Below are 24600 nucleotides of genomic sequence, written 5' to 3'. Positions count from 1 at the left end.
TTTGTCTCGTTGTGACGGCGATCGCCAAATCATCCAGCAAACAAAAAAATTGCTCCCACAGTGGAGAGCAATCTATAAACACAACCGATCAAACATCAAAACTTTTTAGGGGCAGGGCGATCGCCACAATCAACTTATCTAGTTGAGCTGATTGATTCTGCTGATTACCTCAGTCTCTAGAGTTCAAAGCCGGTTAATGTGTCGCCAGTGCCATTGAAAGCGAGATAAGACACAGCTTCATTTGTGTGATCAAGTTCAGAGTTTAGAGACTGTTCTTCTTGGACAAAGGCATTAAAGCCAGTAGTCGAAATGCCAGCGCTATCGAGTCTCAGTACTGATGAATCTAAGCCATAAGCAGAACCCATCTTTGCAATCACCAGCGGATTAATATCAAAACTCTCATTGAAGGCGATCGCCTCTATGTTTTCATCAACATAAACGCCCGTTGTCCCACCTTGGAGCAACAAATCACCGTTGGCATCGTTACTGACACCTTGCTCAATCGCCAACCAACCAATCGTTTCTTCTGCGTGAGTTCCTGTGTTTAACAGCTCCTCTTCTTGCATGCCCACCTGGAAACCCGTGGTGGATTGATTATGGATGCGAGTTGTCACCAACTGAGAACCTTCATAGGTCTGAACTTGAGACAAAATAGTTGGTGCATTGTCAAAATCAGTTAATCCATTATCTGTAAAATCGATGGAATCAAAATCATTCTGATCTGTGACTAGATTGTCAGTATCGTGCAAGCCAGCCACAATGCGAGTACCGTCTGACAGCTCCCATTCCCCAGCTTCAACAACAAAATAGGAAACCGTTTCTTTGTTGGTATGCACTCCATCGAGGTAATTTGCTTCTTGGATGCGAATTTCAAAGGAATCACCATCAACATTACGGAGACGAACAGCAGAGAAATCTGACCCATTGAATGTGGGATCGGAAGTAATGACAACTGGATTGATATAAGTGCTGTCTAACTCAATGGTCTGCCAATTGTGATCTAGGTTGATAACAGTACCGTACTCACCAAATGTTTCTTCGGTAGGGGTATTTGTCGTAGGTTGAGTCGGTGCAGCATTGGAGTTAGATCTTGTTTCAGGGCCAAAAGAGTTCTTGGTGATAACCTGTTCACCTTCTGACGCATTACCGCCGCCAGCATTTAATGTCTCTCCTTCAGAGTCATCATTAATTACAACTTCATCTAATTCTGTTTCATCTTCTGTCGCCACAATAATGACGGGAGTATTATCTTCTGGTTCAGGCTCTGTAATCGTTATCGTCGGCGTAATAGTTGGGATAATAATCGGATCAAGAGAGATTGGCTCTTCAACTTTTAAGATGAGATCGTTATCTTGTTGGAGCAAGGTGTAATTGTAGCCATCGCCATTCATGTTATCTAAGTTATCAACGGCAGCAACAGCAGCGCTTAAAACATTTTCGTCAATGGAAAGCGTACTACCATCAGCCACATCAATGAGAGTGTATGTGCCAGGAATAGTGGGGACACTGTCTATGTCAAAGGCAAGGACACCACCATCAAGCAAGGCATCGCCTTTCACTGTCAATGTTGAGTCTTCCCCAAAGCTTTCAAAATTCAGGGTGCCGCTACCATCCAAAGCAAAACTTGAAACTTCACCCGAATATTCAGCAGTGCTGTAAGTGCCAGAATCGACCACAGCAACTTTGGTAATAGTGATTCCATCTGGGAAAGCGTCCTCGGCGATCGCCAAATCTGAGTCATCCATCTGAATCGTGACAGAAGTCAGATTTGTATTCGCAAAAGCACTAGCCCCGATGGAAGTCACAGAATCAGGGATTGTAATTGAAGTTAATTCAGTACTAGCAAAGGCGCGACTGCCAATTGATGTAACAGAATCAGGAATCGTTATCGATGTGATGGACAGGCCAGCGAAAGCATTATCCGCAATCGATGTAGCCGAATCATTAATAATCAACTCGACAGAGGCACTGTCTGGAAAAGCATTCCCGGCGATCGCCAAGCTGTTGCCATCTGAATGAATCGTCACTGATGTCAGATTTGTATCGACAAAAGCTTGCTCCCCAATGGAAGTAACAGAATCAGGGATTATGACTGATGTGAGATGTGTGTCAGCGAAAGCCCAGTGACCAATGGAAGTGACTGAATCAGGGATTGTAATTGAGGTTAGTTGAGTATCAGCAAAGGCGCGACTTCCAATCGATGTAACAGAATCGGGAATAGTTACCGATGTTATTGGCAGACCTGCAAAGGCCTTATTCGCAATCGAGGTGATCGAATCACCGATGATCAATTCGATGGAGGCGCTGTCTGGGAACGCATAGGTGCTGATCGCCAAACTTGCGTCATCTACCTGAATCGTGACAGAAGTCAGATTTGTGTTTTCAAAAGCTCCGCCCTTGATGGAAGTGACTGAACCAGGGATTGTGATTGAGGTTAATTGAGTATTGTTAAAGGCATTACTTTCAATCGATGTAACAGAATTAGGAATCGTTACTGATGTAAGAGGTGTGTTAGCGAAAGCCCAGTGACCAATGGAAGTGACAGAATCCGGAATTATCACCGATGTTAGAAGCGTATTTTCGAAAGCTCCATCCTCGATAGAAGTGACCGAATCAGGGATTGTAATTGAGGTGAGCTGAGTATCGCTAAAGGCATACTCGCCAATCGATGTAACAGAATTAGGAATCGTTACTGATGTAAGAGGTGTGTTAGTGAAAGCCCAGTGACCAATGGAAGTGACAGAATCCGGAATTGTCACCGATGTAAGAAACGTATTGTTGAAAGCTCCATCCCCAATATTTTCAACGGAGTTAGGAATCGTTACTGATGTCAGCGCAGTATTAGCAAAAGCACTGTCCCCGATAGAAATGACCGAATCAGGAATTGTAATTGAAGTTAATGGGCGAATCCAATCTGACGATCTCTGAGGGATACCTCTAAAAGCACCAGCTCCGATGCTAGTAACTGAATCAGGAATTATCGCTGATGTTATGGGAAGTCCAGCAAAAGCATCCTCCGCAATCGATGTGACAGAGTCATTAATGATCAGATTGATGGAAATGTCATCTGGGAAAGCACCATCGGCGATCGCCAAACCTGAGCCATCCGAATAAATCGTCACAGAAGTCACATTGGTACTAGCAAAAGCATTAGCCCCGATGGATGTGACTGAATCAGGAATTATTACCGATGTTAAGGAAGTCTCCTTAAAAGCCGAACCTCCGATACTAGTAACCGAATCAGGAATTGTAACTGAGGTTAGCTGTGCATATGCGAAAGCTCCAGTGCCGATGCTAGTGACAGAATCAGGAATCGTCACCGATGTTAGGGAAGTATTGGCAAAAGCATAACTACCAATCGTAGAGACAGAATTCCCGAGCGTTACCGATATTAGAGGAGTATTGTTGAAGGCATAATCATCAATCGAGATGACAGAATTCCCGAGTACAACGGATGTGAGAGCCGAATCTTGAAACGCGTTACTGCCAATCGAGGTGACAGAATCGGGAATTGTTATTGATGTAAGGGAGGTATTGTTAAAGGCATAATTGCCAATCGAAGTGACAGAATTCCCGATCGCCACCGATGTTAGAGGAGTATTTCTGAAGGCACTATTTCCAATACTCGTAACGGAATCAGGGATGGTTACTGATGTGAGAGCGGTATTGGAAAAGGCCCCTCCCCCAATGCTAGTAACAGAGCTGCCGAGCACTATCGACGTTAAAGCAGCGTGGGAAAATGCAGAATTTCCAATTGAGGTGACTGAATCAGGAATTGTGATGGAGGTTAGAGGTGTTGTACTGAAAGCATAACTGCCAATCGAGGTAACCGAATCAGGAATTGTCACTGATGTGATATTGCTCTCAACAAATGCAAAGGCTGCAATTTCGGTAACCGAGTCGGGAATTATTACGGCATAGGAACCATATCCGTCCGGTAGAACAGGGAAATCTGAACTGCTGGCTGCAATTACTTCGTAGGCAGGTAAGACGTTAGCTGTACTCATGTTCCGTATCTCTTTGGATAAATGACCTATGACGGATTCACCGTTAGTTTCACTATCGCTAAAATCAACGGCAGAAAAAATACAGGTTTAGTCATGTTTAGTCATGTCTTTTGGGGTAAAAAGGTCATAGAAAGTAATGTTGGTGATGCCAGTCTGTTTGGCGTTGTGACGGCGATCGCCAAATCACTCTTCTCACCAAAGCTCTTCAAACAAGCAGGGATTTATGGGGGAGGCGATCGCCTTAATTTCCCTAAGTAAACGACAGACCATGACAAATTAAATTCCCCGCAAGATGGCATCTTGGGGAAAAAACATGACCAAAAGTGACTAAACAGGTATTTTTTCTACCACGATTTTCAGCCACGATTAACGACAGAGACAAAATTCAATTTCGTTTTGCTCTAAGTCCGCTAACTCAGATAGGAAAATGAAAAGTTTAATTGGAAAGTTAGGTCTAGGTTCTGCTGTAATCGGATTAGCAATGATGACGGCACCAGCTGCAGAAGCCTTTGTGATTACGACAACAAATTTTGGTTCGTATGATGTTGACGTTATCTTCGGTAACTTCAACTCAAATGAGGATATTTTGGCAGATCAAGATTGGTGGGGAAATCAAGGATTGGCGGATGAAATCGGTGCAGCTCTTTTTGTTGACTGGGAAAAGTTTCACCGTAGCCAACAATGGTCTGATCCGGGCGACGTTGAATTGCATGGTGCCATGCTTGCATTTGAATTGAATCTCAGCAGTCGGGGTGATCGTGCTGGAACAGTGCTCATTGAAAGTGAGGAAGTTAGATTATCTTCTCCACTGTCACAAGTGAATTTTAATAGTCGGGGTGATCGAGGCATTTTAGGCAATTCGGGATTTTATTACTTAACAGGGACATCTGTTCCTACGCCTACGACGGTGGTTCCCACTCCAGCAGCAGTTTTGCCTGGCTTATTTGGCATGGGTCTTTCTGCCATGCGTAAGCGCAGAGATTCTTCCTCTGAAAACATTTAATCAGTTGGCGATCGCCGAGACCTCAGAGATCTTTAACCCATCAGCGATCTGAAGCACGAATATATTCTTTATAGTTTTTGTTGGTGGCAGAAGACGGACAATAAAAAAGAGAGCCTAAACTTTATAGTTATGGACTCTCTTAAGTCTTAGTATTTTGAAAATAGCCGTTATCGCGAAGAAACAAGGCTGATTTCGGTAGCCATGAGTCTAGGATTTGGTGAATTCTAAGCCATTTTGTTTACCATAACGCTCCATAAAGCGTAAAAAGCGTTCCCACTCTTCGGGCGATCGCATAATGAGACGAGCTTCAATGACGCGAGCTTTACCATCATAAAACTTACCTTTGACTTCGCGAGTGATAATCTCACCTTCTTCGTCAATGAGGTACATGCCTGTAATCTCGTCAGTGCTGTCTTGGGCAAGAGCCGCAGGATCTTCAAAGGTGAAAACAGCGGTTCCAGTGCTGCCATCTTGGGCGCGAGTTACACGAATATCTGGGATTTCAGGCTCATCGATGCCTTGAGAAAATTGGATAACTGCCATAATCTAGCCTGCTCTTTATATTTCTTTATAAAACTATCATCTCATAATCGTTAATTTTTTCCGACTGTATATAGGCTGAGATATTAGTCGTCTTGGGGATTTTCTGACTCTGGTTCCCAAGGTTTTTTTGTGTTGATAATGGACTGGATACCATTAAAGATGTGGTAGCAGTGATTCTGTGTTTGGAGGGGGAGTTCTTCGTTTTTTGCGACAAAATCAACCTGGATGGAGTCTTGGTCGGGTTTGGTACGGTCGTAAAGAATCTCGACTTCGACGAGTTTCGGGAAGGCCACATTACCAGGTTTTTCTTTTGCCATAATGTAACCGCCTGTTTCGTAGGTAAGGTTAAGGTCGCACTCATCGATGATCTCTTTGAGTGAGGCGATCATCTCTTTTTCTGGTAGTCCGACGTGGTAAGAACAGGTGTAACGCGCCATAAAAATGCTTTTGTTGATACTAATGCTGTTGCATTCCTATTTATATTACCCAAGTAATGAACAATCGTTATGATTTCTCTTGATCAGGTTATTGGACAACAGCAGGCTATAACACTTCTTCGTCGGGCGATCGCCACGGATCAGATTGCACCAGCATACCTATTTGCAGGGACAGCAGGAATCGGCCGAAGCCTTGCAGCACGCGGATTTAGTACTGAGTTGATGACCCAAGGAGTTGACTCAGAAGCCCAACGATTAATTCGTTACAAATTGCACAAAAATAATCACCCAGATCTGCTTTGGGTAGAGCCGACTTATCAACACCAAGGGAAACTTTACACACCAGCCCAAGCATCGGAAGCCGGTTTAAAGCGAAAGGCTCCTCCTCAAATTCGCATTGAGCAGATTCGACAGATTTCGTCATTTCTGGCGCGCCCAGCTTTGGAAGCTCCTCGATGCTTGGTGGTAATTGAGGAGGCCCAAACGATGGCAGAAGCTCCTGCTAATGCTCTGCTAAAAACGTTGGAAGAACCCGGTAATGCCACGCTTGTGCTGTTAGCGCCCAGTGCGGATAGTATTTTGCCGACTTTGGTTTCTCGCTGCCAAAAGATTCCGTTTTACCGGTTATCTCAGGAAAATGTCGCTCATATTCTCACAGAGAAGGGTTATCAACATATTCTCGATGATGAAACAATTTTGGCGATCGCCCAAGGGAGTCCGGGAGAGGCGATCGCCATTTATGAGCTGCTCGGTAATGTGCCGCAGGATTTACTCGGGAAACTGAAAAAGATGCCCACCAATCCACTCCAATCACTCACCCTCGCCAAAGAATTGACCGCTGCGCTCGAAACCGAAGTGCAGATGCGATTAATTGATTATTTGCAATATCATTATTGGCAATTAACTGGTCAAAGGGATGCCATCGAAAAATTAGAAGAGGTGCGAAAATATTTGCGGAGATATGTCCAACCACGTCTAGTGTGGGAAACTTTTTTCTTGGGAAATTGTAGCTGATTGCGTCGCGTAATCACTTTTATTGGAAGGCGATACAAGGTTTCCAATATTTAGCCTTTGACACCACTGCCACTATCCGTTGGAATGATATATCGCTGAAGAAATCCAAACAGAATCATCACAGGTAAGAGTGAAATAATTGAACCCGCTGCTACTAAACGCCAATCAAGGGAAAATTGTCCAGCAAGGGTCGCGACACCGAGGGGAAGAGTATAGAATTCGGGGCGATCAATGACGATTAATGGCCAGAGAAAATCACTCCAGGATCCGATAAATACAAAAATAGCGAGGGTGATAAGAGCGGGTCGCACAGCTGGAATCATAATGTGCCACCAAATGCCTAGCTCTGAGCAACCATCAATTCGGCCTGCTTCTTCGAGTTCTTTTGGGACACCCTGAAAGGCTTGACGTAATAGAAAAATGCCAAAGGCAGAGGCCAGACTTGGGAAGATAATGCCGAGATAGGTATTGCGTAACCCTAGTTGCACAGTCAGCACATACAGGGGAATCATCACAATCTGAAACGGAATCATAATCGTCGAAACTACTGTCGCAAAAATGATATCGCGTCCCCGAAAATCCAAGCGTGCCAATGGATAGGCGGCAAGGGCACAGAAGAGTAAATTAAAGACAACGGTTAATACAGCGATCAGGGTGCTGTTAAATAGATATTTGCCGAAAGGATGATTCTGCCAGACGGTGACAAAGTTTTGTAGGGTAGGTGTTTCGGGGATGAGTTGTGGCGGAAAGCTGAAAATATTTTCGGAGGGAGATTTTAGAGCAGTACTCAGCAGCCACAGTAATGGAAAGAGCATCACAAGGGCGATCGCCCCAAGAAATAGATAGGTTCCAATTAATTTAAAAGTCTTTGACATTACCGTCTGCCCACAACGATTTTCGGTTCTCTCGATTTTGTCACATCTGGGCGATCGCCACTATTGCCATTAGCTAAACTCAAAGTGCTGATGGATGAAAAATTTATGCCTGAATTGATTTGGGAAAAACTGAACTGTAAAAATCAACCTTTCGGTGGTTTAGGGATATGGCGGGCAAAAGTGCCTGGTGGTTGGCTAGTGGCAGTGCGTTCTGGTGGTAGTAAAGGGGGTGGCGTAACTTTTTATCCAGATCCAAAGCACCAATGGGATGGTGGCTCTCTCAAATAAATTTTTCTAAAAGTGTTGAAAGCTATTTTGTCGTGAGAGGGTTTGCGATCGCCCATCCTTTCTAATGAGTCGCACGGTTTTATCAGCGGTAATTTCACCAATAATGCTGCAACCTTTGCCGAATTTTTGAACTAACATTTCAGCTGGTGATCGCCTCATACACAAAACAAGCTCAAAATCTTCCCCTCCATACAACGTCCACTGTAATGCTTTGTCTAAAGATTGGTAGCGAGAGAGAGCATGTGAAATTGGTATTTTCGTTTCATTAAGAACAGCGCCAGCTTGACTCATTTCACACAGTTGTAAGACCGCATCTGCTAGGCCATCGCTACTATCCATCCCGGCAAAATTTCGATCCGTTTCAATGTCATTTAAATAAGCTGACACATCTAAACGAGGTAGCGGCTTTTGGTGCGCAAGGATGAGGTATTGGCGATCGCCCACCGTTAAATTCCGACCAGTTTCAGGATTGAGGAGTAGCTCTAAACCAGCCCGAGAATCCCCATGAAATCCAGTTGCAATAATGACATCTCCCACCTGCGCGGTATTCCGTCGGATAACATTTTTTTTTGACACTGCTCCCAATGCTGTAATTGCAATCGTTTTCACGGGCGATCGCGTGATATCTCCCCCCACTAAAGGCGTGTCATAAGTTTGCAAACAAGCTCCAATTCCTGCGTACAAATCCTCTAGCCAACGTAATTCAGTTTTTGGTGGCAATGATAATCCCACTGTTATGCTCACTGGTGTTGCGCCCATCGCAGCCAAATCTGATAAGTTTGCGGCCACGGCTCGCCACCCTGCCATTTTCGCTGGAGTTGTGCGATCACTGAAATGGACGGTATCCACCAATACATCGGTTGTAACAACGAGATCTTTATTGTTTTGCCACGCTAAGACGGCTCCATCATCCCCGATAATTTCTGCTGGACAAAATCTCTGCAACACCTTCAATATCTCAGGTTCACGCAAATCGGAAAGGTGTTTTATCTGTTTCATTGAGGCGATCGCCCACTGCTCTTTTATGGAATTAGGGCAAAATTTTGCAACGTATTTCGTAAATTTTAATGAGTAAAGTCTTTACTTGTCTTTTCATCCTTCCCTAAAATCGGTGGAAGAAGTAATGGACTATGAAATCATGGGTACAAAAAATAAGGCAGTAACGGCTTACCTGCCAGCTGATATCGAAATACGACTCGCTGAATATTGTTTAGAGCATGGTCTATCTCGCCAAGGGAAGAAGAGCGGTAAAGAAAAGCCTGCTCTCGGTACAGGGATTATTGAGGTATTGCGGACTTTTTTCGGGACAGAGATGAATGGTAATGTCGCAGGGACTGTCATCGATAAAAAAGAGATCCAAAAAATTATCTCGAAAACTTTGCCAAGTAATGTACCCACTGAAGATTGGGTGAAAGCGGAAATTCAACAGGCGATCGCCGCCCTCAAATCTGAGCTTGCGACCGATGAAACTGTAACAGAGGAGAAGACGGATAATACTGATAAATCAGAGGCTGATGTCACACCAGAGGCCTCTGAACCTGCACCAAAAGCAGAAACAAAATTGATTTTAAATCAGGCTGATCTGTCCCGTCGCCTCAGCTCAAATCCTTCCACATTAAGCCGACACCAAAAGAAAGGTGAGTCTCACTTTGCGCAATGGTCGAAGGCAAAAGATCCAGAAAAGTTAGCGTGGCAATTCGATGGCATTAAGAACAATAGCAAGATGTTTACGCCCATAAAATAGATCGTTTTGGTAAGAGTCGCTAAGCTATCGAATTAGGAGCTCAACTCTTATCAAAAAACATGGCGATCGCCCCAGAGCTAGAGTCGAATATTTGCTAAATTTTTGCGGGGTTTAAAATCCCCGATGCTCTGTAGCTTCTGGTAGCATTCCTTTTCAGCTGCGGTGGGATTTTTTGGTACTGCGATCTCGATTTTTACCAACTGATCTGTGCGATCGCCTTTTGGTTTCACCCACCCTTTACCTCGTAGACGAAGAGACTGACCCGCTTTGATTCCGGCAGGGAGACGCATTGTGACAGAGCCATCTGGAGTCGGCACATCGATAGACGTTCCCAAAACCGCTTCGTCAGGCGTGATGGGCACAGTACAGACGAGATTATCGCCGTCAAACTGGAAAAAGCTGTGAGGCGTTACTTGCACGATTAAATACAAATCGCCAGGTTGTCCGCCTGTATTACTCGGCATACCTTTGCCTTTAACGCGAATCTTTTTTCCTGTGGTGACCCCTGCGGGAATTTTGACATTAATGTTTTCTGAACCAAGGCTAAGGCGTTTTTCGACTCCCCGAAATGCTTCCCCGAAGGTGAGTTTGATATTTGCTTCTCGATTAGCGCCGGCGGTGGATCTTGCCCCTGCTGTGCCTGTATTAAACCCAAAGTCACTGTAGTAGCTACTGCTCGAACTACTGGAACTGGAATAGGAGCTTGATGTTCTTCCGCCACCACGACCTAATAATTCACTAATAAATTCTTCGAAGCTACCAAAATCACCAAAATCGAAGTTATTAAAATCGACATTGACGCCAGCCCCTGCACCGTAGGGATTACCACCGCCACCCGGACGCGCTGCTTGTTGCCAATATTGACCAAATTGGTCGTATTTTTTGCGTTTCTCTGCATCGGATAAAACTTCGTAAGCTTCGCTAATTTCTTTGAATTTTTCTTCCGCGACAGTGTCTCCAGGGTTGCGATCGGGGTGGTATTTGAGAGCAAGTTTCCGAAACTTTTTCTTGATCTCGTCGGCAGAAGCGCTTTTGCTCACTCCAAGAATGGAATAGTAATCTTTGAAGTCTGCTGCCATCGCAGGGATTCCTCCGGATGCTGGTCATGGGTTTCTCCATTTCAGAATACCAAATCTCCCTAGCCCCATCAGTGCTGGATATCCGTATCTTTTTCAGGTTGTTGATATCACATGGTATTGTCAACTTAACTGAAGATATTAGAAATTTAGTCGCCATTTTTCTACAAGAACGGCTGTTCCTGATTTAGAAAGCTTTCTCTAGAGATGTGAGTTTCTGCCAACTCTCTATTCGTTGGCTCATTATCTCCCGATATTCTTTGGCTGGATGCTGGTGTTGATGTGGATGGAAGTATCCTCGTATCGGTTCAAATGCTGATAAAAATCGTTGGGCATGACCAGAGGACTTGAATCTGCCCATTCGCCTTTCCCTCACCCTCGTCGGTCGATGGGAATTCTATGCTCGATTATTCAAGCCTCTATGCTATCTATGCTCTACCCCTTTGAGTATGTTCTTTTTAGCGGCTCCATAACTCTTGAGTTTATCGGTGACTATCACTCTAGGAACTGTCCCTTCTCCCTTGAGCAATCTCTTGAAGAACTTCTCTGCTGCTGCCCTATTTCGTCTGGATTGCAGAAGAATATCTAGGGTTTGACCTTCTTTATCCACGGCTCGTCAAAGGTAGTAATATTTGCCTTTTATTTTGAGCACGACTTCGTCTAGATGCCATTTATAGCAGTCGCCAGATAGATTAAGACACTCCATAATGGTTTTGCAGACAGGCTCAGAATTGAGATTCACATGACATATCAAACTAAATGGCTACTGCTATATCTGCTGGCTTAACTCGCTTACGACGAAGGTGGTTGGCAGAGGTTTGAGCAAACTTATGACACCATTGGCGGATAGTTTCATAACGTGAGTTCTGGATAAGGAAAGAAAAGGAGAAAGCCCATATCGTGGAAGTTGTAACGAATCCACGGCTTTCTCCCATGTCCAGTCTAGAGGCTCTGTTTTGCCATGTTGATGATTTCTGTCGAATCTTTGAACCCTTATGGCATCAAGCGTTACTCAGCTCTGGCAAAAAATACCGTCGCCGTCAGAGAAGCCTCAGTCTGAGTGAGGTGATGACTATTCTCATTGCTTTCCATCAATCTCACTATCGAAATTTCAAGCATTTCTATCTCATCAAGGTGAAATGCGATTGGCAACAAGAGTTTCCTCTAGCTGTGAGCTATCAACGCTTTGTGACATGGATACTTTCGAGCTTGATTCCTCTCTGTACATATCTGCGACGATGCTTCGGACAATGCACTGGTATTAGCTTCATTGATGCCACCAGCATCAAGGTTTGCCATAATCGCCGTATCTCTCAACACCGTGTTTTTGAAGGTTGCGCGGCAAGGGGCAAGACTTCGGTGGGATGGTTCTTCGGCTTCAAACTACACCTGGTCATCAATGAGCGAGGAGAATTACTCAACGTCCAAGTGACGCCCGGAAATACCGATGACCGCCAACCTGTAGTGGAGTTATGGCAAGACTTATGGGGTAAAGTCTTTGCCGATAAAGGCTATGTCTCACAATCTTTAGCCCAGCATCTTCAAGAGGAACATGAGGTGACCCTAATGGCTAAACCTCGTCGAAATATGAAGCATCATTTGATGGTTTATCAAGATAAACTTTTTGCTCGTAAGCGGGCTTTGATTGAGACAGTTATTGACCAACTGAAGAACATCTCACAGATTGAACATTCCCGACATCGCAGTCCCACAAACTTTTGTGTGAACTTGCTGTGTGGGCTGATTGCTTACTGCCATCAACCCAAAAAACCTTCTTTACAGCTTGGTTAGACCTATCATTCCTTATCCAGAACTCACGTTTCATAAGGGATATTAATGCCGCGGTATTGCATCATCTTTTGGACATCGCGGTAGCTCAAGGGAAATGTGTAGTAGAGCCAGATGCAATGGCAGATTATCTCGCTTGGGTAGCGATGTCTTTTGTAGAAATGATTCATTGACTCATCTGACAAAGTCCTTGTCGTGAAAACCTTTCACTTAAGTTGACAATGCCCTCAAAAGACATGACTAAACATGACTAAACCTGTATTTTTTCTACCGAGGAAATTGGCGATAGTGAAACCAACGGCACCGCCACCATAAGCCACTTATCCCAGAAGGCGCGGAACATGAGCAACAATTCCTACCAAGACAGCTATGACGTTCAAGAATACTTAGATTTGAACCGAGAAATTGAACAGACTGCTGAAGATTCTGGTAGTGACATGTCCAATTCCATCTACTTCAACAGCGCTAACTTTGCGTTGACTTGGATGCTAACCGCAAATGTCGTTCCCTCTGCCATTCGACTCAGTACGATGCAGAGCTACGTTGCTTATTATGCGGTTATGTTTGTCGGCGAATTCATCAGTGAAATGCTCGAACGCAATGGGCAAGGTGAAGCCGCGAGCTACTTTGGTAATGACTATGACATGGAAATGGACTGGGGTGATGCGTGGTATGACGACCTCGGTGAATCCGTCATTCAAGCGGCCTATGACACATTAATGGGCATCCAATCCACTGTTGACCTTGTGATTAAAGGTTTTGATTTGGGCAGCTTAGAAGAGACCTTAAAAAATTCCATTAACGGCGAACTGCCTCGACTGACCCACGATGAGAAAAAAGAAGAGGCTAAGATTTGGAACGCCGATGAATACATCTTCAGAGAAGGAGGTGGCAATGACTATCTAGACATGGACAAGCGGAAACATGATGCTTCTAGTTTTCTGCAAAAGTTCACGGTGTATGGCGGCGGCGGTCATGATTACATTGCCAATGTGGATAAGGCTTACGGAGAAGATGGTAATGATCAAATCAAAGATGCGAATAATGCTTGGGGTGGTAAGGGCGATGACTATATCACTAATATCTCTAATACTGCCAAAGGTGAAAGTGGTGACGACTATATAAAAAATGCAGATGTTGCCTATGATGGCGATGATGATGACTACATCATTAACAGTGCTCGCGAAGCCCATGGTGATGAAGGTGTAGAGACAATTACCTTTGGTGAAAGTTTTGATGCCACTCCCATCGTCATAGCAAAACTCGGTTCTTTGAATGGTATCGATACCGCGACCTTACGACTCGGTAGCAGCAGTATTTCGAGTACTGGTTTTGATGCATTCGTTCAGGAAGATTTGTCTTTGGATACTGAGCTTGATCACGCCAATGAAGCTGTTTCTTACCTTGCTTTCAATGGCGGCGGTGGTTCTTTAAGAGGTTTTGCAATCTAGGAGAGTAATAGGTGCTGATACTCTCAATGATGATTGTTTAGATTTGCCGATACTAATTGCTTCTCATAGGGAGGCAATTTTTTTTGCGTCTCGATAGAGTGATCGCTTCCCCAATAGCCCTTTTATTTTTGAAGATTTTTGGTGAGAAGGATGATTGGGCGATCGCCGCAAATTTCGACAATGTTTGCATTTGCCAGCCATCACAGTAAAATTTCCACGGCTGGATTATTGTTTAAATAAAGCTACGGATCTAATTTAGATACCTTGTAACGAGAATATCACCATAAAAGTCTCTTCAATCTCGTTCATGACATCCTAATTTTTTTGTTCAATCTATGTTCCAGCAGGGCTTCAAATATAAACTCAGTCTCGCTTTCCAGGATCTAAAAATCGGTCTGTGGCCTAGTTTGATGCTGACACTCTTGATCATTTGCGGACGATGGTTCGGCGCTTTGCAATCTTTAGAATTTTCTGTACTTGATGCATTTATTCATTGGGGACAACCAGAAGAAACAGATTCTCGCATTACGATTATTGCTATCGATGAACCGACAATCCAAGGTGCTGGACAATACCCTCTCAGCGATCGCCAACTTCTAGAACTGCTGCAAAAAATCCAAGCTCAAAAGCCCCACAGTATTGCCCTCGACCTATTTCGAGATTTGCCAATACCACCTGATACTAAAGCTTTTCAGGAATTTATTGCGACTCAAAAAAATCTCTTTGCTATTGATAAAGTACTCCCTATCACCGTAGATCCTCCCCCTGGTTTTCCAGCTAAACGACTTGGGTTTACGGATGCTTTTATCGACAATGACGGAATGCTGCGGCGCACGATTCTGGGTACACAAACTGAAGATGGTTTTCGATTTTCTTTGGTGATGCTGTTGGCCCAAGACTATTTAGCACAATACGATATCTCTCTCGATAATGGCGATCGCGATGAGACAGCGATGCAGTTGGGAGAGGTCGAAATTCCGCGTTTCTACGGGCGCACTGGTGGATATGTGCAATCAACGAGGGCAGGTGCAATCGAAACGTTAATCCATTTTCGACGTGGGCAAAAACCTTTCAATACCTACTCTGCCCAAATGTTGCTAGATGGAGAAATTCCCGCAGATGCTTTAACAGGGCAAATTATTCTAATCGGCGTGGCTAGCCCCAGCATTTCCGATTACTTTAATGCGCCACCAATTTCCAGCTTTAATCCTGACAATGAACTAATCTACGGTGTTGAATTACAAGCCCATGTCCTCAGTCAATTACTCAGTGGGATTTTGGATCAACGTCCTTTGTTACGCAGTCCGACTGAAGGGATTGAGTATGTTTGGATTTTCAGCTTCGGGTTACTCGGTTTTTTATTTGCGGCGTTAGAAAAATCCCCTGTAAGGACGGTGCTATGGACATCTATCACGGGACTAATCTTTTGTGCATTTTGTTATGGAGCATTTCTACTTGGTTGGTGGCTTCCTCTCGTGCCTAGTTTGTTACTGCTTGGTCTGAATGGCTATGGTTTAACGGCATTTCATGAACATGCTCGCAACCAAAAACTCCGCATTCATATGCAAGAACAGGCGATCGCCTTGCTGGAGGTCAACAATGAAATTCTCGAAAGTAAAGTCACTCAACGTACCGCCGAATTAAAACAAGCAAAGGAATTTGCGGAGGCATCAAGCCTAGCCAAATCCAATTTCCTTGCCCATATAAGTCACGAACTGCGTACTCCTCTAAATTCGATTTTGGGGTTTAGTCAACTGCTACAAAAAGAGGAAGACCTCCAATCCCAGAACCAAGACAGAGTACAGATGATTTATCGGAGTGGCTCTCATCTTTTGACACTCATTAATAATATTTTGGATTTAGCGAAGGTCGAATCTGACAAACAAGATTTAAATCTACAGCCTTTTCATTTAAGGGAAATCTTCGCAACATTAGATGCCATTTTTCGCCTCCGCATCGAACAAAAGGGAATTCGATTTATCTGTCAATTTGCTGATGATTGCCCTGCGAGCTGGATTGGCGATCGCCCGAAACTCGAACAGATTTTAATTAATCTTTTAGGTAATGCTTTAAAATTCACCGAGTCTGGCTCTATTGTCCTTAATATCGAGCCAGATCGAGGGATGCTTAAATTCTCCGTTGCCGATAGCGGTAGTGGTATTCACCCTGATGAAATCAAAAAATTATTTGTCGCTTTTGAGCAGACAGCCAGCGGCAAATCCCTGGGGAAAGGGACAGGACTGGGATTGGCGATTAGTTATCAGCTCGTACAATTGATGGGCGGCGAACTCCAAGTGACCAGCGAAGTCGGTAAAGGAACGACCTTCTTTTTCTCTATCCCTCTCGAACCAGTCCAAGACTTGGAAGAAACATCTCCCAAAGCAGACGAGATTCCAGTGTCTGTTGTTGAGGCGATCGCCGATCCGAATGTTGTAATGCGAGACGTTTTAACGGCAGAAAAAGCACAGCAATATTTTCAGCAAATGGATTCAGCATGGCAGACGCAAATGCAGCAGGCGATCGCTAGCCTCAATGGCAAACAAATTCGTTTTTTAATTGAACAATTACCCGATGAACATCAGGCATTTAAAGAGGTCTTAAAAGAGCTTGCTCAAAATTATGCTTTTGATACTTTAGAAGCCATTTGTAGCAGCTAAAATCAGGGCTGAATCGGGGAATCCACAACAATATAGTCCGCAAGATCCTCTAGAGCTGTAGCTTCAGATTGATCGATGATTTGCCAGAGCAATGTATAACCGCCATCCAACCATTCTTTTACGGGTTTGATAGCTATTAAAACGTCGTAACTGTCAGGGTCAGCCAGTAAATTCAATTCTTTAAAGCGATAGCGTGGGAGAGGTTCGCCAGTGAGGATTTCTTCGGCAAAATCATACTGGACAAGACGTACTAAGTAGAGATGGTCAAGTTCTAAAAGAGCTGTGCTTGGCGATCGCCCATCTTTTTGGAACAGTAAACGGCGTTGTTCTTGTTGAAGACCAGCGAACGTAGTAGGGGATTCGTATTCAGTTACAGGTGTTGCGGTGTCTAAATCTTGGATATTGCCAAAGTCTGTTTCACCCAGATCTGTAATGAGTCCTAGGTTGAAGGATTCGGGGACAAATTTCAGCACATTATCCTCAACGAGCAATGGCAAATTGGGGAATGGTGCGGTTTCGCCTAACTTTGGGAAGGGAAATTTTTCAACTAATTCGGGCTTTAGACTGCTGGCCGTGTAGTTTTCTTCGTAGGCTTCGCGGGGCAGTAAGCGGGTTAAACCTGTGTTGGGTTGCGCTAAAAAGTCAGTGTGCCATTCATATTCTTTGGCAACGGGGACATATTGATAGCGAGTTGTGGTTGTGGTGAATGTCGTGTCTTCTTCTAACAAAAAGCCATTGGGCAGACTGGGATTTAAGGCTAGTAAGGCTGATTTTTGATTGGCGATCGCCTTTTTCGTTTCAGGTAGAGGGGCGATCGCTGGACGGGTAATATCCCCTTGGTTTTGGGTTGGTTTCGCATCGCCAATCACGAGAACATCGAATGTATCTTGCTCGCTTTGCCAACTCTCCTGAGGATCAAGTTCTGGAGAGAGCAACGCAATACTTCCCGGAGTCAAGAAACTAGACTCTGCCGTACTCAAACGCAGCTGCCGTTGTTCTGTCGCAGCAAGCAGTTGGAATAGGAGTGGGCGGGAATTTAATAATGAGCAGTAAATAGATAATTCGGGATTATCGAAGGATTGCGCGGAACAGTCAGTCGCGATGGGATCACCAAAGCGATCTAGATAACGATCAAGCTCGCCAATGTGAAAAAACAGCTTGCGGTAGCTCCCCTGAACAAAGCCATATTTTGTGCTGTAGAGAGATTGTTCTACTTCGGTCAATAAATCAATCTGCTCTTGAGCGAGGCTCACGGAGTTTGCCCAACCACCGTCATAGAAATAGGAGGCGATCGCCGGAGTTGCCATCGATGTCGCCAAAACAGTAGCGAAACCACCCATTAAGCCATTACTCAAAAACCGATTCATAGTCATCTCCTACTTCACCAAAGCTGCGCCACAACACAAGCTCAATTGTAAAACTTCTTTTTTAACTCACCCCTAATATTCTGCCCAAAATACGGCCAATCCCTTACAGCACAATCGAATAGCTCAATCCCGACTATTTTTATCGGGTATTGTTGACGTAGGCTTTTTTACTGACTACTATGATTTTCAAGCATTCAGCATTCATGGAAACGGAGAAAACACATCATGGTTCAAGCACCCATAGATACCGCCATTAAGTCTTTAGACACCGCTAACTTCTCACAACTCACTTGTAAGGAATGTGGTGCCACATACGAAGCAGAAGCCAAGCACGTTTGCGAACTCTGTTTTGGCCCCCTCGAAGTTACATACGACTACGAGAAGATTAAGCAAAAGGTTAGCCGCGAAACGATTGAAGCTGGCCCTAACTCCATCTGGCGCTACAAAGAATTTTTGCCCGTCGAAACTGACACACCCATCGATGTCGGCACAGGCATGACTCCTCTCCTCAAGGCAAACCGCTTAGCTCGTCGCCTCGGTATCAAAGAGCTTTACATCAAGAATGATGCGGTAAATATGCCCACGTTGAGCTTTAAGGATCGCGTTGTATCCGTTGCTCTCACCCGTGCCCAAGAACTTGGTTTCTCTACCGTTTCCTGTGCAAGTACTGGTAACCTTGCCAACTCCACTGCGGCGATCGCTGCCCACGCTGGCCTAGACTGCTGCGTCTTTATCCCTTCCGACCTTGAATCCGGAAAAGTCCTCGGAACGTTGATCTACAACCCCATTTTGATGGCGGTTCACGGCAACTACGACCAAGTAAACCGTCTCTGCTCTGAAGTTGCGAACTCCAAAGGTTGGGGCTTTGTGAACATTAACCTCCGCCCCTACTACTCCGAAGGTTCCAAGACCCTCGGTTACGAAGTCATTGAGCAACTCGGCTGGGAACTCCCCGACCACATCGTTGCGCCTCTAGCTTCCGGTTCACTCTTCGGCAAGATTTACAAAGGCTTTAATGAATTCGTTAAAACTGGCCTCGTCGAAGACAAGGATGTCCGCTTCAGTGGTGCCCAGGCAGAAGGATGTTCTCCTATCTCGACAGCATTTAAAGAAGGTCGCGACTTCATCCAACCTCAGAAGCCCAACACCATCGCAAAATCCATTGCAATCGGTAATCCTGCTGACGGTATCTACGCTCTTGAAATTGCTCGCAAGACTAACGGCAACATCGAAGACGTTACTGATGCAGAAATCGTTGAAGGCATGAAGCTCCTCGCTGAAACTGAGGGCATCTTCACTGAGACTGCTGGCGGTACAACAATCGCAGTGCTCAAGAAGCTCGTTGAAGCTGGCAAAATTAATCCTGACGAAAAGACTGTTGTGTACATCACAGGTAACGGTCTCAAAACTCAGGAAGCAGTTCAAAATGCAGCAGGTGAGCCTTACACAATCGATGCGAACCTTGATTCCTTCGAGGCTGCTCTTGACCGTGCCCGCACCCTTGAGCGCTTAGATTGGCAAGAAACTTCTGTATAATTGCTTGTCTGAATTGGGTGAGTGTTTTCTCGCTTGCCCAGTTTTCTATTGTTTATTTATTAAAAATCTGTCCTGTTGCAATGGCCGTTAAAGTTTTAATCCCGACTCCTCTCCAAAAGTTTACGAAGAACGAACCCACCGTTGACTGTGATGGTTCTTCCGTTAAAGAATTGCTCGATTCCTTAGAAGCAAATTGCCCTGGTATCAAAGCTCGTCTTTGTGATGACCAAGGTAACCCTCGTCGTTTCCTCAATATTTACGTTAACGAAGAAGATATTCGCTTCCTCGATAATGTAGATACTGCTTTAAATGATGGTGACGAAGTAAGCATTGTGCCTGCGGTAGCTGGCGGCTAAGGATTCAAGCAATAACCATGAATGCTTGATACGGGGGAAGTTATGCTTTCCTCGTTTTTTTACAAAAATATCTTGTTTTACAAGATGCCAAACACCATCAAATATTTAACAATCATATCTTTAATAAGAAGGAAATGAAGCGGAGAGAAACAATCAAAAACACAAGCAATCCAACTCCTTGAATTCGAAATATTAACCAAGAATTCAAATCGCTTCTGAATACTCTGTCTAGACTGATTACGTTAATCTAAATTGCTACCCAGTAAGAATAATCCGTATACTCTTTTGAAGAGATGAGCTTTTAATAAGCGGCAGTATTTTTGCGTTAAGTATCCATACTTGCATGTATGTTATTATCACCGAAGAAAAATAAACAATTAAAAATTCGACAACAAAAAAATATCTTGGAGTTACTCTCATAAAAAGGATATGCCATAAATATATCCACATTGAATTTTGAGCAACAAACAAAATAAATGACTGTAAGTAAGTAACTCTATTTATTACTTTTAGTACTCTTGGACTGTTGATCCATAACAATATAGAAACGAACATCGCATAAGACAAATAGTATATTGATGGAGGATATTTAAATGCCTGAGTCGGGACAAATTCACCATATTTAATGTATAGCAAAGACGACATAAAGCAAAAGGTGAGCAATGAAAGCAATGCTATTTGACAAAGTTTTTTGATATCTGAAGTTGGCAATAAAAGACCGAAGGCAAATACTATTGCATAGGGAATCAAGTAGAGAACAGTGGAGTTAAAAAGTCCTGCTATTGCCTCTGGCAAGTAGATCAAAGAAAAGTATCGAATACCTTCATTCAGCATTAGGACCATAAATAGAATTACAATATATTGCCTGTCTGATATCCTATTGGTGAATAGCTTCTTGATAAGTGGAGCACATAATCCAACCATTAGAAAAACTCGTATAATCCAGACAAAACCAATACCGTCATCAAGAACATAGCTCTCCAATACTTTAGTTATCGGAGGAAAAGAATGATAATAAAATCTTAGGAAAAGGAAGTAAATACTTAAGAATAGCCAAGTTGAAAATACTAATCTTTTGACTCTCTTCCAGAAATAGAATAAAAAGGGTTGATTTTTGTAAGAAAGACAAAACGAACTTCCTGAAATTAAAATCATCAAAGGGACATCAAAGTTTCGAAACTGAAAAATAATCTCTGGAGGATTCACATGGGCAAGAATAATCAGAGTTATTCCTATAAATCGAAGTAAATCTATTCTTCTGTCTCTAGTATCGTGCTGAGCCATGATTATTTTCTCTAAAGTCACTTTCAGAATATAAAAGGCAAGTAATAGGTAATGATGAACAGAAATTTGATATAGCGATTAATGTCCTTACCTATTTGTAGAAAAAAACTGATTTTTTATAAATGTAAAAACGCTAAGGTTATAATATGCTGTTACAGCACGGAGAGGATTAAGAATCATGACAGCAAAAGTCGAAGTTTACACTTGGAGTACTTGTCCATTTTGTATCCGCGCGAAGCGTCTGCTGGATAACAAGGGGGTTGAGTATACGGAATATTGTATTGATGGCGATCGCCAAGCCCGTGAAGAAATGACAGATCGTGCAAATGGCAGCAGCAGCTTACCTCAGATTTTCATCAACGATCAGCATGTTGGTGGCTGCGATGATATTCATGCTTTAGATCGTCAAGGCAAGCTAGAGGCATTGCTCGTTTAAATGAGTTAGTTCGCTTCACTGTTACTTTTTGCTTTTCTAAATAAAAGTACTGATTTCGTCCCTCACAACATGGGGGATTTTTTAGTGCAAATTATCGCTAAAGAATTTGTCGAGGAAATCCAATGGTTTTAGAGGGATAAAAATTGGTTAAACAGCCCAATCGTGTTGTCTGTTACAGAAGTCTAGTCGGGTCTTTTTTTAGGTTAAGTAGAGCCTGTGATTATCTCTAGGAGTTCAGTGGTGATCTGCGCCGATTTTCCTGTTATTTATTCCACGTTGTCGGCGATCGCCATAGTGGAGAGAGTGTTACCTCTCTTTGGTTTAGCGAATGTGGAGCGGTGTGAACTCTGGCATCGTGGCTTGAGTGATATTTATCTCGTGCAAACGCCTAGAGGACTAAGGGTCTTAAGAGTTTCCCATCACCATTGGCGATCGCGCACAGATATCAATTTCGAAGTCGATTTTTTAAACTTTCTGGCCAAACATCAAATTCCTGTTGCCGCTCCTATAGCGACTGTTGAAGGAGATTATGTCGTGGAAGTAGGCGCACCAGAAGGGATGAGATATGCAACCTTATTTCCCTTTGCACCTGGTGAAATTTCCATGGGTGGCTGGACAGTTGAGCAGAGTCAGAGGCTAGGAAAAGTCGTTGCACATATCCATCAAATCAGTACAGAATTTAGCTGCGATCATTCCCGCCAAGCACTAAATTTAGACTATCTCCTCGACGAATCACTGTCTTATATTTTGCCGTTTTTCGGCGATCGCCCCCACGACTGGCATTTCGTCCAAAAGACGGCTGAGGATATTCGAGACAAACTTGGAGATTTTTCCAAAGCAAAACCTTTTTGGACAGTCTGCTGGGGCGATGCTCACAGCGGTAATGTGCATTTCACTAAAGATCAAGAAATCACGATGTTCGATTTCGACCAATGTGGTTATGGCTGGCGTGCCTTTGAAATTGGGAAATTTTACCAAGCAGCCCTCACAACCGGATTGTGCCGCAAGGTACGCGAGGCATTTGTGACCGGTTATCAATCCCAAACTGTGTTTACTGAAGCTGAAGAAATAGCCTTACAAAGTTTGACACAACTTGCCTATATTTGGTCATGGCGTATCAGCTTACAAAATATTCTTTTGTTTAATAATAGTCAATTAGACCGACACTATTTCACAAAGAGACTTGAGCGCTTAAGATCTTTATCTACAAAAGCTTGGAACCTATTTTAGTTTTAGTAGAGATAGATAGTTGAACTCACATTAAAAGCTGAATTAACACAATTAACTAGAGCAATAATTTTTGTTTTTTTAGCGCCAATCAATAAGCAGAATGACTCAAGATAAAAAGCAGATATTTATAAGAAAACCTGCTTTTACCGAATGATAATCGAGACGTTTACCATTACTGATTATCTTAATTTAAATTTTTTAATAGCGAATAGTGAAGAACTTGCTCATGGGGGTAACCGACTCGAATTCCTAGATCAATGCATTTTCATTATTGAGACTTTTTTAGAAATTGCAGCTCTAATCATTATTATTCTAGCTTCGCTCAAAGCCTTACAAAGACTTGTTTTGCGATATTTAAAACATCAACAACTTATTGATTACAACGAAGTTGTCCGTCTCGAATTTGGACTATCTCTAGCTTTATCTCTAGAATTTTTGCTTGCCGCCGATATTGCAGCAACAGCAGTCGCTCCTTCATGGGAAGCTCTTGGGAAATTAGCTGTAGTTGCGGCAATCCGAACCTTCCTAAACTTTTTCCTTGAGAAAGAAGTAGAAAAACTTGAGGACAAAAATAAACGAACGAAAGTTCTGATTCGTCAAATCCGAGAGTTTGGGAAATTGCCGAGAGAGTAAATGGCGATCGCCCAACAATTTCAACTCAAAATATTAAAATTCAAAACAATAGATCAGATACCAGAACCATCTAAATATTGTTGAATCTCTTTATTTGCGATGCGACAAGATTGAGTCCGATCAACTTCACCAGAAGGAGTAACAACATTCACTGTCACTCGATCAGAAGAAGATTTCTCGTCTATTTCTTGTAACTGTTCTTCAAGCGCTTCAATACGATCGACCAATGCCCGAATGACTGTTGCTTCCGAGTCGGGTAAACGGCCATGTTCGAGGGGACTAACTTTCGCGCCAGAACGATAGACAATCCGTCCGGGAATCCCAACAACAGTACAATCAGAAGGTACGTTACGCAGCACTACTGAGCCTGCGCCAATCCGCACATTATTGCCAATTTCAATATTACCGAGTACTTTTGCGCCGCCGCCAACAACGACATTTTCGCCAAGAGTGGGGTGACGTTTACCGCTCTCTTTACCTGTACCACCGAGAGTAACGCCCTGATAAATCAAACAGTAATCACCAATAATTGCTGTTTCGCCAATGACCACTCCCATACCGTGGTCAATAAACACACCATGACCAATCTGAGCGCCGGGGTGAATCTCAATCCCAGTTAAAAATCGTGCAATGTGAGATAAAAACCGAGGGAAAAATGGGAGACCTGACTTAAAAAGTGCGTGGGAAACGCGATGAAATAAAAGTGCCTGTAGACCTGGGTAGCAAAATAAGACCTCAAGCCAGTTACGGGCAGCGGGATCTCTCTCAAAAATAATGCGAAAATCAGCAAGGAGAGTGGAGAGCATAGCGGTTTTGGGGAGATAAATTCGGCAGACAGCTGAGTAAAATGACGAAACCGTTTCTATACTATCCGC

At 43.5% G+C, this 24600-nt stretch carries 22 protein-coding genes and 1 pseudogene; 13 read left to right on the top strand and 10 right to left on the bottom strand.

Annotated features, from left to right (window positions below; translation table 11 throughout):
- Positions 1 to 176: 176 nt before the first annotated feature.
- Entirely contained in the window at positions 177 to 4007 is a 3831-nt protein-coding gene (locus tag LEPTO7376_RS23765) for a leucine-rich repeat domain-containing protein (RefSeq protein ID WP_015135277.1), read from the bottom strand.
- A gap of 21 nt (positions 4008 to 4028) precedes the next feature.
- Here LEPTO7376_RS23765 and LEPTO7376_RS26520 point away from each other — a divergent pair, with 21 nt between their 5' ends.
- Positions 4029 to 4265: a hypothetical protein gene (locus LEPTO7376_RS26520; protein WP_015135276.1), complete on the top strand. Its 237-nt coding sequence runs from the start codon at positions 4029 to 4031 to the stop codon at positions 4263 to 4265.
- Positions 4266 to 4434: 169 nt separating this feature from the next.
- Complete coding sequence (locus LEPTO7376_RS16435) at positions 4435 to 5010, top strand: PTPA-CTERM sorting domain-containing protein (RefSeq protein ID WP_015135275.1); 576 nt, start codon at positions 4435 to 4437, stop codon at positions 5008 to 5010.
- Between the two features lie 207 nt (positions 5011 to 5217).
- Here LEPTO7376_RS16435 and psb28 read toward each other — a convergent pair whose 3' ends face one another.
- Positions 5218 to 5553: a photosystem II reaction center protein Psb28 gene (gene psb28, locus LEPTO7376_RS16430; protein WP_015135274.1), complete on the bottom strand. Its 336-nt coding sequence runs from the start codon at positions 5551 to 5553 to the stop codon at positions 5218 to 5220.
- A gap of 83 nt (positions 5554 to 5636) precedes the next feature.
- Complete coding sequence (locus tag LEPTO7376_RS16425) at positions 5637 to 5990, bottom strand: hypothetical protein (RefSeq protein WP_015135273.1); 354 nt, start codon at positions 5988 to 5990, stop codon at positions 5637 to 5639.
- 69 nt (positions 5991 to 6059) lie between these two features.
- On the opposite strand from LEPTO7376_RS16425, the gene LEPTO7376_RS16420 reads away from it, so the two are divergent.
- Positions 6060 to 7004, top strand: a complete 945-nt coding sequence (locus LEPTO7376_RS16420; protein ID WP_015135272.1) for a DNA polymerase III subunit delta' — start codon at positions 6060 to 6062, stop codon at positions 7002 to 7004.
- A 50-nt stretch (positions 7005 to 7054) separates the two neighbouring features.
- On the opposite strand, the gene LEPTO7376_RS16415 is transcribed toward LEPTO7376_RS16420, so the two are convergent.
- Complete coding sequence (locus tag LEPTO7376_RS16415; RefSeq protein WP_015135271.1) at positions 7055 to 7879, bottom strand: carbohydrate ABC transporter permease; 825 nt, start codon at positions 7877 to 7879, stop codon at positions 7055 to 7057.
- 63 nt (positions 7880 to 7942) lie between these two features.
- On the opposite strand from LEPTO7376_RS16415, the gene LEPTO7376_RS16410 reads away from it, so the two are divergent.
- Positions 7943 to 8167 (top strand): hypothetical protein, encoded by a 225-nt coding sequence (locus LEPTO7376_RS16410; protein WP_015135270.1) that lies wholly within the window; start codon positions 7943 to 7945, stop codon positions 8165 to 8167.
- Between the two features lie 6 nt (positions 8168 to 8173).
- Here the strand turns inward: LEPTO7376_RS16410 and thiL are convergent, their stop codons facing one another.
- Positions 8174 to 9166: a thiamine-phosphate kinase gene (thiL, locus tag LEPTO7376_RS16405; protein WP_015135269.1), complete on the bottom strand. Its 993-nt coding sequence runs from the start codon at positions 9164 to 9166 to the stop codon at positions 8174 to 8176.
- Positions 9167 to 9251: 85 nt separating this feature from the next.
- Between thiL and LEPTO7376_RS16400 the strand changes: the two genes are divergently transcribed.
- Complete coding sequence (locus LEPTO7376_RS16400) at positions 9252 to 9911, top strand: hypothetical protein (RefSeq protein ID WP_225901113.1); 660 nt, start codon at positions 9252 to 9254, stop codon at positions 9909 to 9911.
- 77 nt (positions 9912 to 9988) lie between these two features.
- Here the strand turns inward: LEPTO7376_RS16400 and LEPTO7376_RS16395 are convergent, their stop codons facing one another.
- Entirely contained in the window at positions 9989 to 10990 is a 1002-nt protein-coding gene (locus tag LEPTO7376_RS16395) for a DnaJ C-terminal domain-containing protein (RefSeq protein WP_015135267.1), read from the bottom strand.
- 312 nt (positions 10991 to 11302) lie between these two features.
- Positions 11303 to 11660, bottom strand: a pseudogene (locus tag LEPTO7376_RS25800) (IS6 family transposase); the annotation flags it as partial.
- Between the two features lie 260 nt (positions 11661 to 11920).
- Here LEPTO7376_RS25800 and LEPTO7376_RS16385 point away from each other — a divergent pair.
- From LEPTO7376_RS16385 to LEPTO7376_RS16375, 3 genes are all read left to right on the top strand, one after another.
- Complete coding sequence (locus LEPTO7376_RS16385) at positions 11921 to 12778, top strand: IS982 family transposase (protein WP_015135266.1); 858 nt, start codon at positions 11921 to 11923, stop codon at positions 12776 to 12778.
- 338 nt (positions 12779 to 13116) lie between these two features.
- Positions 13117 to 14226, top strand: coding sequence for an H-type lectin domain-containing protein (locus LEPTO7376_RS16380; protein WP_015135265.1), 1110 nt, complete (start codon positions 13117 to 13119; stop codon positions 14224 to 14226).
- Between the two features lie 335 nt (positions 14227 to 14561).
- Positions 14562 to 16883 (top strand): CHASE2 domain-containing protein, encoded by a 2322-nt coding sequence (locus tag LEPTO7376_RS16375; protein WP_015135264.1) that lies wholly within the window; start codon positions 14562 to 14564, stop codon positions 16881 to 16883.
- 2 nt (positions 16884 to 16885) lie between these two features.
- On the opposite strand, the gene LEPTO7376_RS16370 is transcribed toward LEPTO7376_RS16375, so the two are convergent.
- Positions 16886 to 18250: a hypothetical protein gene (locus LEPTO7376_RS16370; RefSeq protein WP_015135263.1), complete on the bottom strand. Its 1365-nt coding sequence runs from the start codon at positions 18248 to 18250 to the stop codon at positions 16886 to 16888.
- 225 nt (positions 18251 to 18475) lie between these two features.
- On the opposite strand from LEPTO7376_RS16370, the gene thrC reads away from it, so the two are divergent.
- Both thrC and LEPTO7376_RS16360 read left to right on the top strand, forming a co-directional pair.
- Positions 18476 to 19786, top strand: a complete 1311-nt coding sequence (gene thrC / locus LEPTO7376_RS16365; RefSeq protein ID WP_015135262.1) for a threonine synthase — start codon at positions 18476 to 18478, stop codon at positions 19784 to 19786.
- A gap of 80 nt (positions 19787 to 19866) precedes the next feature.
- On the top strand, positions 19867 to 20142 hold the full coding sequence (locus LEPTO7376_RS16360) for a MoaD/ThiS family protein (RefSeq protein ID WP_015135261.1): 276 nt from the start codon (positions 19867 to 19869) through the stop codon (positions 20140 to 20142).
- Positions 20143 to 20397: 255 nt separating this feature from the next.
- Here LEPTO7376_RS16360 and LEPTO7376_RS16355 read toward each other — a convergent pair whose 3' ends face one another.
- Positions 20398 to 21426: an acyltransferase family protein gene (locus LEPTO7376_RS16355; protein WP_015135260.1), complete on the bottom strand. Its 1029-nt coding sequence runs from the start codon at positions 21424 to 21426 to the stop codon at positions 20398 to 20400.
- 178 nt (positions 21427 to 21604) lie between these two features.
- Between LEPTO7376_RS16355 and grxC the strand changes: the two genes are divergently transcribed.
- The 3 genes from grxC (at position 21605) to LEPTO7376_RS16340 (ending at position 23725) form a co-directional block, all read left to right on the top strand.
- Positions 21605 to 21862, top strand: coding sequence for a glutaredoxin 3 (grxC, locus tag LEPTO7376_RS16350; RefSeq protein ID WP_015135259.1), 258 nt, complete (start codon positions 21605 to 21607; stop codon positions 21860 to 21862).
- Between the two features lie 237 nt (positions 21863 to 22099).
- The gene (locus tag LEPTO7376_RS16345; RefSeq protein ID WP_225901111.1) at positions 22100 to 23092 is read left to right on the top strand and encodes a phosphotransferase enzyme family protein; all 993 of its coding nucleotides are present in this window, start codon (positions 22100 to 22102) and stop codon (positions 23090 to 23092) included.
- Between the two features lie 150 nt (positions 23093 to 23242).
- Positions 23243 to 23725 (top strand): DUF1622 domain-containing protein, encoded by a 483-nt coding sequence (locus tag LEPTO7376_RS16340; RefSeq protein WP_015135257.1) that lies wholly within the window; start codon positions 23243 to 23245, stop codon positions 23723 to 23725.
- Between the two features lie 53 nt (positions 23726 to 23778).
- Here LEPTO7376_RS16340 and cysE read toward each other — a convergent pair whose 3' ends face one another.
- Positions 23779 to 24531 (bottom strand): serine O-acetyltransferase, encoded by a 753-nt coding sequence (gene cysE, locus LEPTO7376_RS16335; protein WP_015135256.1) that lies wholly within the window; start codon positions 24529 to 24531, stop codon positions 23779 to 23781.
- Positions 24532 to 24600 lie beyond the last annotated feature (69 nt).

Source organism: [Leptolyngbya] sp. PCC 7376 (assembly GCF_000316605.1).
Classification (GTDB): Bacteria; Cyanobacteriota; Cyanobacteriia; order Cyanobacteriales; family MRBY01; genus MRBY01.
The sequence above is the reverse complement of the archived record's forward strand: the minus strand, read 5'-3'. Positions and strand labels throughout refer to the sequence as shown.

Excerpts from the sequence above, each read along its gene's own strand:
- LEPTO7376_RS16370 (WP_015135263.1), bottom strand. The coding sequence starts at position 18,250 with ATGAATCGGTTTTTGAGTAATGGCTTAATGGGTGGTTTCGCTACTGTT.
- psb28 (WP_015135274.1), bottom strand. The coding sequence starts at position 5,553 with ATGGCAGTTATCCAATTTTCTCAAGGCATCGATGAGCCTGAAATCCCA.
- LEPTO7376_RS16395 (WP_015135267.1), bottom strand. The coding sequence starts at position 10,990 with ATGGCAGCAGACTTCAAAGATTACTATTCCATTCTTGGAGTGAGCAAA.
- LEPTO7376_RS26520 (WP_015135276.1), top strand. The coding sequence starts at position 4,029 with ATGACCTATGACGGATTCACCGTTAGTTTCACTATCGCTAAAATCAAC.
- thiL (WP_015135269.1), bottom strand. The coding sequence starts at position 9,166 with ATGAAACAGATAAAACACCTTTCCGATTTGCGTGAACCTGAGATATTG.
- cysE (WP_015135256.1), bottom strand. The coding sequence starts at position 24,531 with ATGCTCTCCACTCTCCTTGCTGATTTTCGCATTATTTTTGAGAGAGAT.
- LEPTO7376_RS16360 (WP_015135261.1), top strand. The coding sequence starts at position 19,867 with ATGGCCGTTAAAGTTTTAATCCCGACTCCTCTCCAAAAGTTTACGAAG.
- LEPTO7376_RS16425 (WP_015135273.1), bottom strand. The coding sequence starts at position 5,990 with ATGGCGCGTTACACCTGTTCTTACCACGTCGGACTACCAGAAAAAGAG.
- LEPTO7376_RS16385 (WP_015135266.1), top strand. The coding sequence starts at position 11,921 with ATGTCCAGTCTAGAGGCTCTGTTTTGCCATGTTGATGATTTCTGTCGA.
- LEPTO7376_RS16415 (WP_015135271.1), bottom strand. The coding sequence starts at position 7,879 with ATGTCAAAGACTTTTAAATTAATTGGAACCTATCTATTTCTTGGGGCG.
- grxC (WP_015135259.1), top strand. The coding sequence starts at position 21,605 with ATGACAGCAAAAGTCGAAGTTTACACTTGGAGTACTTGTCCATTTTGT.
- LEPTO7376_RS16435 (WP_015135275.1), top strand. The coding sequence starts at position 4,435 with ATGAAAAGTTTAATTGGAAAGTTAGGTCTAGGTTCTGCTGTAATCGGA.
- LEPTO7376_RS23765 (WP_015135277.1), bottom strand. The coding sequence starts at position 4,007 with ATGAGTACAGCTAACGTCTTACCTGCCTACGAAGTAATTGCAGCCAGC.
- LEPTO7376_RS16375 (WP_015135264.1), top strand. The coding sequence starts at position 14,562 with ATGTTCCAGCAGGGCTTCAAATATAAACTCAGTCTCGCTTTCCAGGAT.
- LEPTO7376_RS16420 (WP_015135272.1), top strand. The coding sequence starts at position 6,060 with ATGATTTCTCTTGATCAGGTTATTGGACAACAGCAGGCTATAACACTT.
- LEPTO7376_RS16340 (WP_015135257.1), top strand. The coding sequence starts at position 23,243 with ATGATAATCGAGACGTTTACCATTACTGATTATCTTAATTTAAATTTT.
- LEPTO7376_RS16380 (WP_015135265.1), top strand. The coding sequence starts at position 13,117 with ATGAGCAACAATTCCTACCAAGACAGCTATGACGTTCAAGAATACTTA.
- LEPTO7376_RS16355 (WP_015135260.1), bottom strand. The coding sequence starts at position 21,426 with ATGGCTCAGCACGATACTAGAGACAGAAGAATAGATTTACTTCGATTT.
- thrC (WP_015135262.1), top strand. The coding sequence starts at position 18,476 with ATGGTTCAAGCACCCATAGATACCGCCATTAAGTCTTTAGACACCGCT.